The sequence below is a fragment of the Pseudomonas sp. FYR_5 genome (genome assembly GCF_043106315.1).
Lineage (GTDB): Bacteria > Pseudomonadota > Gammaproteobacteria > Pseudomonadales > Pseudomonadaceae > Aquipseudomonas > Aquipseudomonas putida_Y.
Genome location: NZ_JBICMK010000006.1, coordinates 1 through 9399 on the forward strand (window position 1 = coordinate 1; position 9399 = coordinate 9399).

The window sequence follows — 9399 nt, forward strand, 5'->3', positions numbered from 1 at the left end:
AAGAGGCCAGCCCAGGAAAAACACCAAAAAAAAAAAAAACCCCGGCGCAGAGGCCGGGGTTTTCGTGAAACAGGCAGCAGTTTCAGCGAGCGTAGGTCATCAGCACGTCCGCAGCAGTCTGGCTGTCCACACCCATCATCACGCTCAGGGCAGTAACGGTGAGGATGGAGAAGCCGAACACCTTGCGGGCCCACTTGCTGTCGTCCTCGGCCTTGTAACCACCCCAGGCCATGTACAGCCAGTACAGGCCCATGGCTGCTGCCACGGCCAGGTAGCCGAGGCCGGCGTAACCGCCGAGGGTAAGCATCAGGGTGGCGAGCACGAAGGCCAGCACGTACAGCACGATCTGCTTTTTCGCCGCGAGGATGCCACGTGCCACCGGCAGAACCGGAATGTTGGCAGCGCTGTAATCCTTGAAGCGGAAGATCGCGATGGCAAAGCTGTGCGGCATTTGCCAAAGGCTGAACATCACCAGCAGGGTTACCGCAGCCAGGTCGAAGCTGTTGCTCACGGCGCAGTAGCCGATCACCGGAGGCATGGCACCCGACAGGCTGCCGACCAAGGTGCCGTGCACCGACTTACGCTTCAGCCACAGGCTGTAGAAACCGACGTAGACGACAAAGCCAATCAGTGCGCAGAACGCAGACAGCGGGTTGGCCTGGACATACAGCAGGCTGAAACCCGCCACCCCGAGCAGGGTGGCGTAGATCAGCGCGAGGGGCAGCGACATGCCGCCCTGAACCATGACACGGTTCTTGGTGCGCTCCATCTTGTGGTCGATGTCACGGTCGATGCAGTTGTTGAACACGCATCCGGACGCAACCACCAGAGAAGTACCGATCACCACCGCCAGGAACAGGGCGAAATCCACATGGCCCTTCGAGGCAAGGAAGAAACCGCCTGCCACGGAAAGCACGTTACCGAAAATGATCCCCGGTTTGGTGATTTGGATAAAGTGCTTAACGGACATGCAGTCTTACCTCACTTGGCCAACATTTCGAAGTGGATGCTGAACATGATCCACAGCGACAGGCCGACAAGCAGAGCGATCACCAAGGTGGTGAACAGGAACGTCGAAACGTTGTTGCGTTGCTCTTTCGAGCGGTCCATGTGCAGGAAGTAAACCAGGTGAACAACCACCTGGATCACGGCCATGGCAACAATGATCAGAACGGTCAGGTTCTTCGGCAGGCTGGCGGTCATGGCCAGGCCGAACGGGATCGCAGTCAGGATGATCGACAGTACAAAACCGATCATGTACGACTTGACGCTGCCGTGATTACCTTCGTGATGAGTGTCGTGTGCGTTAGCCATTACAGAACCCCCAGCAGGTAAACGACGGTGAATACGCAGATCCAGACCACGTCCAGGAAGTGCCAGAACAGGCTCAGGCAGCTCATGCGGGTCTTGGCGGTCGGCGTGATGCCGTGCTTGTTGATCTGGTACATCATGATTGCCATCCAGATCAGACCAGCAGTCACGTGCAGACCGTGGGTACCTACCAGGGCGAAGAAGCCCGACAGGAAGCCACTGCGCTGCGGGCCGAAGCCCTCGCTGATCAGGTGATGGAACTCATAGATTTCCATCGCGATGAAGCCTGCACCGAACAGGAAGGTCACAGCCAACCAGCCCAGTACGCCAGCTTTCTTGCCATCGAACATCTTCAGCATGGCGAAGCCGAAGGTGATCGAGGACAGCAGCAGGAGCAGCGTTTCAACAGCTACGAAATCGAGCTGGAAGATGTCATGACCCGACGGGCCGCCGGCAAAACTGCCGGACAGCACCGCGTAGGTGGCGAAGAGCGACGCAAACAGGATGCAGTCGGTCATCAGGTACAGCCAGAAGCCCAGTACGGTCATCTGGCCCGAGTCGTGGTGGTGGTCGTCGTGCCCATGGTCGTGACCATGAGCAGCGCCGTGCATTACTTGACTGGACATTGATTACACCCGCTCAAACGATTCGACACGTGCGCCGGCAGGCAGAGCACCTGCTTTGGCCAGCGCTTTCATACGCTCGCCTTCGATGCGCGCCACTTCTTCGGCCGGAACCATGTAGCCCTGGTCGTCACGTGCAGCGTGGCGAACGAAGACAGCGATGGTTGCAACCAGGCTCGCGCCAACCAGCCACCAGATGTGCCAGATGAAGGCGAAGCCGAAGACGGTCAGGAACAGGCCCATGAACAGACCGGTAGCGGTGTTGCTCGGCATGTGAATGGCTTCGTACTTGGCCGGAGCCTTGTACGCAACGCCTGCTTCCTTGGCTTCGTGCCAGCAGTCCAGGCCAACTTTCTCAGGCATGTGAGCGAAGTTGTAGAACGGAGGTGGCGAAGAAGTCGACCATTCCAGGGTACGGCCGCCCCATGGGTCGCCGGTCACGTCCAGGTTCTGGTTGCGGTCGCGGACCGAAACGACGATCTGGATCAGCTGGCAAGCGATACCGAACAGGATCAGCACGGCGCCGACAACGGCTACGTACAGGTAGGGTTCCCACAGTGGGTTGTCGGAGTGGTTCAGACGACGGGTCATGCCCATGAAGCCCAGGGCGTACAGCGGCATGAACGCAACGTAGAAGCCCGACAGCCAGAACCAGAAGGCAGCTTTGCCCCACTTCTCGTTCAGGGTGAAGCCGAAGGCTTTCGGGAACCAGAAGGCGAAACCGGCGATGTAGCCGAATACCGCGCCACCGATGATCACGTTGTGGAAGTGCGCAATTACGAACAGGCTGTTGTGCAGGACGAAGTCAGCACCCGGAACAGCCAGCAGTACGCCGGTCATGCCACCGATGGAGAAGGTGACCATGAAGCCCAGGGTCCAGAGCATCGGTGCGGTGAAGCGCACACGGCCTTGGTACATGGTGAACAGCCAGTTGAACAGCTTCACACCGGTCGGAATGGAGATCAGCATCGTCGCCAGGCCGAAGAAGGTGTTGACGCTGGCGCCGGCACCCATGGTGAAGAAGTGGTGCAGCCATACAGCAAAGCCGAGGATGGCGATCGCGCCCGATGCGTAAATCATCGAGTGGTGGCCGAACAGGCGTTTGCCAGAGAACGTCGAAGTTACTTCCGAGAACACGCCGAAGGCCGGCAGGATCAGGATGTAAACCTCAGGGTGACCCCACGCCCAGAACAGGTTGACGTACATCATCGGGTTCCCACCAAGCTCGTTGGTGAAGATGTGGAAGTCCAGATAACGGTCAACAGTCAGCAGAGCGAGTGCAGCAGTCAGGATCGGGAACGAAGCGACGATCAGTACGTTGGCCCAGGTGCAGGTCCAGGTGAAGATCGGCATGTCCATCAGCTTCATGCCAGGTGCGCGCATCTTCATCACGGTGACGAGGAAGTTCACGCCGGTAAGTGTCGTACCCAATCCGGATAGCTGTAGCGCCCAGATGTAGTAGTCGACACCCACCCCAGGGCTGTACTGAATGCCCGCGAGCGGCGGATAGGCAACCCAGCCGGTCTTGGCGAATTCACCAACGCCCAGCGAGATGTTGACCAGCAGCACGCCTGCCAGCAGCAGGTAGAAGCTCAGGGAGTTCAGGAACGGGAAGGCAACGTCACGTGCACCGATCTGCAGAGGAACCGCCAGGTTCATCAGGCCGGTGAAGAACGGCATCGCCATGAAGATGATCATGATCACACCGTGAGCGGTGAAGATCTGGTCATAGTGTTCAGGCGGCAGGTAGCCTTCGGAGCCGCCGGTTGCGGCAGCCAGCTGGGTACGCATCATGATGGCGTCGGCGAAGCCGCGCAGCAGCATGACCATCGCGACGATGATGTACATCACGCCGATCTTTTTGTGGTCGACAGTAGTCAGCCACTCGCTCCACAAGTAGGTCCACTTGCGGAAATAGGTGATAAGACCGACGACAGCGATACCGCCGAGCGCGATCATGGCAAGCGTCACCATGACTATCGGCTCGTGATAGGGTATCGCCTCCAGGCTTAGTTTACCGAACATCTCTTACTCCTCTGCACCGGCAGCTGGTTGCATACTCGATTCCACACCCTTGGTTGTGGCCAGATCTGTGCTGCCTGCTTCTTCGTGGCTACGACCGCGGTTCATGCCTTCGTACTTGTCGACGATCAGCTGGAACTGCTCAGGCGAAGCCTCGCTGTACAGCGCGACCGGGTTGTTTTCGCTTGGTTTGGCCAAGGCGGCATATTCGGCCTTGTCCAGCTTCTTCGGCGACTGCTTGACTTCAGCGACCCACTTGTCGAAGTCTTCCTGAGAGGTGGCAGTAGCCTTGAATTTCATGCCGGTGAAGCCAGCACCGCTGTAGTTGGCGCTGATACCGTCGAATTCGCCATTTTCGTTGGCGATCAGGTGCAGCTTGGTGGTCATGCCGGCCATGGCGTAGATCTGGCCGCCCAGGCCCGGGATGAAGAACGAGTTCATCACGGCGTCGGAAGTGACGCGGAAGTTGACCGGGGTATTAGCCGGGAAGACGATCTTGTTGACCGTGGCAATGCCCTGCTCCGGGTAGATGAACAGCCACTTCCAATCCAGCGCGACCACGTCGATCTGAACCGGCTTCACGTCCGAATCCAGCGGACGATAAGGGTCCAGCTTGTGGGTGGAGTGGTAGGTGACGTAACCCAGGGCGATGATGATCAGGATCGGGATGATCCACACCGCGGCCTCGATCTTGGTCGAGTGCGACCAGTCAGGGGTGTAGGTGGCTGCCTTGTTGGAAGCACGGTACTTCCAGGCGAACGCCAGGGTCATGATGATGACAGGAATTACCACCAGCAGCATCAGGCCGGTAGCGATCAGGATCAGGTTCTTTTGCTCAATGCCGACCTGGCCCTTCGGGTCGAGCAGGGTCCAGTTGCACCCACTGAGTAAAAGCATGCCTAAAAAGGGCAATATGCCAAACAGTCTGGGGTAACGCTTTTTACTCATCTCACGACCTCTAGATCAGCTTGCTTCAATGCAATTTGTGTTTTGGTAGCCAACACTTCGTCCTGCCAAGTGAGGCATTTCGCGCCCGTACTCACTCCTGCCTGGGGTCCGACTGCAGGACCTTGGCTTCAAGCGGGTTAGCGGTGCTTATGGTTTCGTAGGCAACAGGCCTGTACTTCAGACCAAGTCCATTTGGTGCGGGAAAACGCGGAGGGGTGTCCGCCCGGTATCGCCGTTGGGCGAAACTTGACGAAGTCAGCAAAAAGGAGCGCTGAGGCTTCCTTCAATCCTGCGACTCGCAAGCAGTGCCGAACGGAAATTGGGGGCGATTGTAGATAGGTCGCCAACCCTTGACTATGACTTATTGAGCAACAGTCTTTTACAGAATCCGTAACAATGATGCTCAAGAATTCAACTTCGCGACAGTTTGTCGCACCCCGCTTGCCAGGCCTCAAAGCCGCATTCTGCAAGGCTTAGGGATTGATCTGGATCAAGCGGTGCGCAACTTTTCCCTCTCCTCATGCGGTGCAAAAGACCCCATGCAATTCGGGACTTTTGTCTAAACCTGGCGTCGGTTGCGGTAGATACCGAGCGGAACCAGGACGGCGGTCAGCACGAACGCCACAAGTGCCCATTGCGCCAGCGACAGACCGAGGATCGGCGGGTAGGGCGTGCTGCAGAAGCCGTCGACCTGAAATGCCAGTGGCCACAGCTTTGCCAGTGGCAGGTCATCCACGATCGGCTGCAAGGTATCGATACCGCAACTGACCATGGGGTTGGCGAGTATATACACATGGTTGCCGGCCGCAACGATTCCGCCAATTGCACTGATCACCACCAGCGCTTCGAAGAAGGTCAGGCTGCGGCGCCCGGGCATCGCCGCCGCGATGAAGGCAAACACGGCAATGAACAGCAGTGCATAACGTTGCAGGATGCACAACGGGCAAGGTGCCTCGCCCAGCACCACTTGCATGTAGAGGGCACCGCCGATCAGCGAGAGGCAGATCAGGCCCAACAGCACCAGAAAGCGCCGTTCCCGATTCAGGCGCGATGTTTGTTCGTTCATTGCCGGTTCCTTCGATGGATAGTGGCAGCGTGGTCCGCCTGCCTGGGCGCAAGTCTACACGCTGGGCAGGGCCTGTGAGCGTGCCGAGGAAGCGGTGCGATAGCACTGCGCAGGACTATCCGGTGTGGCTGAGACCGGCCGCAACGACGTCGGTTCAACGCCAGGCGGCAAAAAACGGCTGCCCAGGTGCCGCGCAGGGGCAAGCCCCTCGACACCCGGGAGTGAAGGATAACGTGATTAAAGGACGATTAAGGATGAAAGCTGCGCAGGTGTTTTCATCTCTTCTTTATATATAGGCAGAGAGGTGTGCTGCAGCGGGGGACGAGTACTCTATAGGCCTGTACCGGCCCTTTCGCGGGTAAACCCGCTCCTACAGACGGCACCACATTCAAGACCGGTGCAATACCTGTGGGAGCGGGCTTGCCCGCGAAGAGGCCGGCACAGGCGCTACATCACTCCAGCGCTGCCGCCGGCCCGAAGAACTCGTAGCGGCTCTGCTGCTCCGGCACGCCCAAGCCCTTCAACTGACGCTTGACCGCCGCCATGAAGCCCTTGGGCCCGAGGAAGTAGGCATCCACGTCACGTTCCCGCGGCAGCCACTCTGCCAGTAGATCTTCACTCAGCAAACCCACCGCATCGGCTGCAGCGCCCCCTTCCGGCTCGGCATAGCAGTAGAAGCGCTTGAGCTGTGGATGACGCGCCGCCAAGCCATCGATCCAGTCGCGGAAGGCATGCACCGCACCGTTACGCGCACAGTGGATGAAATGCACCTCGCGCCGGGTTTGCAGTGCTGCCTGCAGCATTGCCAGGGTCGGGGTAATGCCCACCCCTCCACTGATCAGCACCAGCGGCTTGTCGCTGGCTGCCAGGGTAAAGTCCCCCGCAGGCGGGAACAGTTGCAGGGTATCGCCCACCACCAGCTCATCGTGCAGGTAGCTGGAGACCTTGCCGCCCGCCTCGCGCTTGACGCTAATGCGGTATTCCTTGCCGTCGCACAGCGCCGACAGGGAATAGTTACGGCGCTGCTCGGCACCGTCAATGTCAAGCTTCAGGCCGATGTACTGGCCAGGTTCTGCCTTGAGCACCGGCATGCCGTCCACCGGGGCGAAGTAGAACGAAACGATCTCGCTGCTTTCCTGCTCACGGCGTACCAGGCGGAATTCACGTGTACCGCGCCAGCCACCCTCGGCCTCTTCCTTCTCTTTATAAAGGTTTTCTTCAGCGCCAATCAGAATGTCGGCCAGCTGGCCATAGGCCGCGCCCCAGGCGTCGATCACCGCAGGGGTGGCAATGTCCTTGCCCAGCACTTCTTCGATGGCGCGCAGCAGGCAGCTTCCGACAATCGGGTAGTGCTGCGGCAGAATCTGCAGGGCAACATGCTTGTTGATGATCTGCCCGACCAGGCCGCCCAGTTGCTCCAGTTGGTCGATATGGCGGGCATACATCAACACGCCGTTAGCCAGCGCACGCGGCTGATCGCCGCTGGCCTGGTGGGCCTGGTTGAACAGCGGCCGTACCTCGGGGTACTCGCTGAGCATCATCTTGTAGAAGTGGGTGGTCAGTGCTTCGCCGCCGCTTTCCAGCAGGGGTACAGTGGCCTTGATGATTGCACGTTGTTCGGCATTGAGCATTGCAACAACTCCTGAGCCTGTGGCTTCAAATGACTGCCCATGCCATTACAGCAATCGTGCCAACTTTTAACGCCAGCAAAATCAGGGGCTTGATGCAGGTAATGTCAAAACGACCCACCCCCGCGTATAGTCATATCGACCCATAGGAGTCCATATGACTACAAAGCCACTGCTCACCGCCCTGCTGCCTCTGGTCAGCGACCTGTCCCGCGATTTGCCCGACCAGGAACGCTACCGCCGCCTGTTGCAAGCCATGCGTGGCCTGCTGCCGTGCGATGCCGCAGCACTGCTGCGACTGGATGGCGAATGGCTGGTACCGCTGGCAGTGGATGGCCTTAGCCCCGACACCCTCGGCCGGCGCTTTCGGGTCAGCGAACACCCGCGTTTCCAGATACTGCTCAGCCGCCCGGAGCCCACCCGTTTCGCCAGCGATTCCGAACTGCCCGACCCCTACGATGGTTTGGTCCACGCCCCCGATGCGGACCTCGAAGTGCACGACTGCATGGGCTGCCCGTTGATGGTCGATGAGCGCCCATGGGGCCTGCTCACCCTCGACGCCCTCACCCCCGGGCAGTTCCAGAGCCTGGAACTGGATGCCCTGCAGGCTTTTGCCAGCCTGGCGGCCGCCACCGTTACCGTGGCCGAGCGTATCGAGCACCTGGCCCTGCGCGCCGAAAACGAGCACCATCGCGCCGAGCTCTACCGCCAGGCCAGCAGCCAGAATAGAGAGCTGATTGGCCAGAGCCCCGCGCACAAACGCCTTGTGGAAGAAATTCGTCTGGTCGGCAGCAGCGACCTGACCGTGCTGATTACCGGCGAGACCGGCGTCGGCAAGGAGCTGGTGGCCCAGGCCCTGCACCAGGCCAGTAGCCGCTCCGACAAGCCGCTGATCAGCCTCAACTGTGCCGCCCTGCCCGACACCTTGGTGGAAAGCGAACTGTTCGGCCATGTGCGCGGCGCCTTCACCGGTGCGCATGGCGAGCGCCGCGGCAAGTTCGAGCTGGCCAACGGCGGAACACTGTTCCTCGACGAAGTGGGCGAACTGCCGCTGACGGTGCAGGCGAAGCTGTTACGCGTGCTACAAAGCGGCCAACTGCAGCGCCTGGGTTCGGACCGCGAGCACCGGGTCGACGTGCGTCTGATCGCAGCGACCAACCGCGACCTGGCTGCCGAGGTGCGTACGGGCAACTTCCGCGCCGACTTCTATCACCGCCTCAGCGTATACCCGCTGCACGTGCCACCGTTGCGCGAACGTGGGCGAGACGTGCTGCTATTGGCGGGCTACTTCCTCGAACAGAACCGTTCACGGCTGGGCCTGAACAGCCTGCGCCTGAGCCATGAGGCCCAAGCCGCGTTGATCGACTACGACTGGCCAGGCAATGTGCGCGAACTGGAACACCTGATCGGCCGCTCGGCCCTCAAGGCGCTGGGCCAGCACCCTGACCGGCCACGTATCCTCACCCTAGACGCCATCGACCTGGACCTGCGCGTGTCGGCAGCGACGCCAGGCACGCTGCCCTCCCCCGCTGCACCGCTGCAAGTGGTCACCCCGCCTGAAGGCGGCTTACGTGAAGCCGTCGATATTTACCAGCGACAGGTGATCGAAGCCTGCCTGCAGCGGCATCAGGACAACTGGGCAGCAGCGGCCCGCGAACTCGGTCTGGACCGCGCAAACCTGAGCCGTTTGGCCCGCAGGCTTGGGCTTCGCTGAGGCTTTTCTACCAAAGGATTAACCCAGAAAGCCATCTGGTTGCTTCCCCACCGGCTGCTATATCTCCCTAACCACCCGTTTGTCGAC

Annotated in this window: 8 protein-coding genes; 1 reads left to right on the plus strand and 7 read right to left on the minus strand. The window is 59.9% G+C overall.

What is annotated here, in order from left to right; all coding sequences use genetic code 11:
• Nucleotides 1–82 precede the first annotated feature (82 nt).
• The 7 genes from cyoE to hmpA all read right to left on the minus strand — a co-directional run bounded on the left by cyoE (nucleotide 83) and on the right by hmpA (nucleotide 7601).
• A complete protein-coding gene (gene cyoE, locus ACF8RA_RS00355; protein WP_003248596.1) occupies nucleotides 83–970 on the minus strand; it encodes a heme o synthase in 888 nt (295 codons plus the stop codon).
• 11 nt (nucleotides 971–981) lie between these two features.
• Complete coding sequence (gene cyoD, locus ACF8RA_RS00360; protein WP_003248599.1) at nucleotides 982–1314, minus strand: cytochrome o ubiquinol oxidase subunit IV; 333 nt, start codon at nucleotides 1312–1314, stop codon at nucleotides 982–984.
• On the minus strand, nucleotides 1314–1937 hold the full coding sequence (cyoC, locus tag ACF8RA_RS00365) for a cytochrome o ubiquinol oxidase subunit III (protein WP_019436939.1): 624 nt from the start codon (nucleotides 1935–1937) through the stop codon (nucleotides 1314–1316). Before cyoC ends, cyoD begins: the two co-directional genes overlap by 1 nt.
• Nucleotides 1938–1940: 3 nt before the next feature.
• Nucleotides 1941–3959, minus strand: a complete 2019-nt coding sequence (gene cyoB / locus ACF8RA_RS00370; RefSeq protein WP_010952047.1) for a cytochrome o ubiquinol oxidase subunit I — start codon at nucleotides 3957–3959, stop codon at nucleotides 1941–1943.
• A gap of 3 nt (nucleotides 3960–3962) precedes the next feature.
• A complete protein-coding gene (gene cyoA / locus ACF8RA_RS00375; protein ID WP_176685511.1) occupies nucleotides 3963–4904 on the minus strand; it encodes a ubiquinol oxidase subunit II in 942 nt (313 codons plus the stop codon).
• Nucleotides 4905–5463: 559 nt separating this feature from the next.
• A complete protein-coding gene (locus tag ACF8RA_RS00380; RefSeq protein ID WP_176685510.1) occupies nucleotides 5464–5970 on the minus strand; it encodes a disulfide bond formation protein B in 507 nt (168 codons plus the stop codon).
• 452 nt (nucleotides 5971–6422) lie between these two features.
• Nucleotides 6423–7601 carry an NO-inducible flavohemoprotein gene (gene hmpA, locus ACF8RA_RS00385; protein ID WP_176685509.1) on the minus strand — a complete coding sequence of 393 codons (1179 nt, stop codon included), beginning with the start codon at nucleotides 7599–7601 and terminating at the stop codon, nucleotides 6423–6425.
• A gap of 154 nt (nucleotides 7602–7755) precedes the next feature.
• Here hmpA and norR point away from each other — a divergent pair, with 154 nt between their 5' ends.
• Nucleotides 7756–9312 carry a nitric oxide reductase transcriptional regulator NorR gene (norR, locus tag ACF8RA_RS00390; protein ID WP_176685508.1) on the plus strand — a complete coding sequence of 519 codons (1557 nt, stop codon included), beginning with the start codon at nucleotides 7756–7758 and terminating at the stop codon, nucleotides 9310–9312.
• Nucleotides 9313–9399 lie beyond the last annotated feature (87 nt).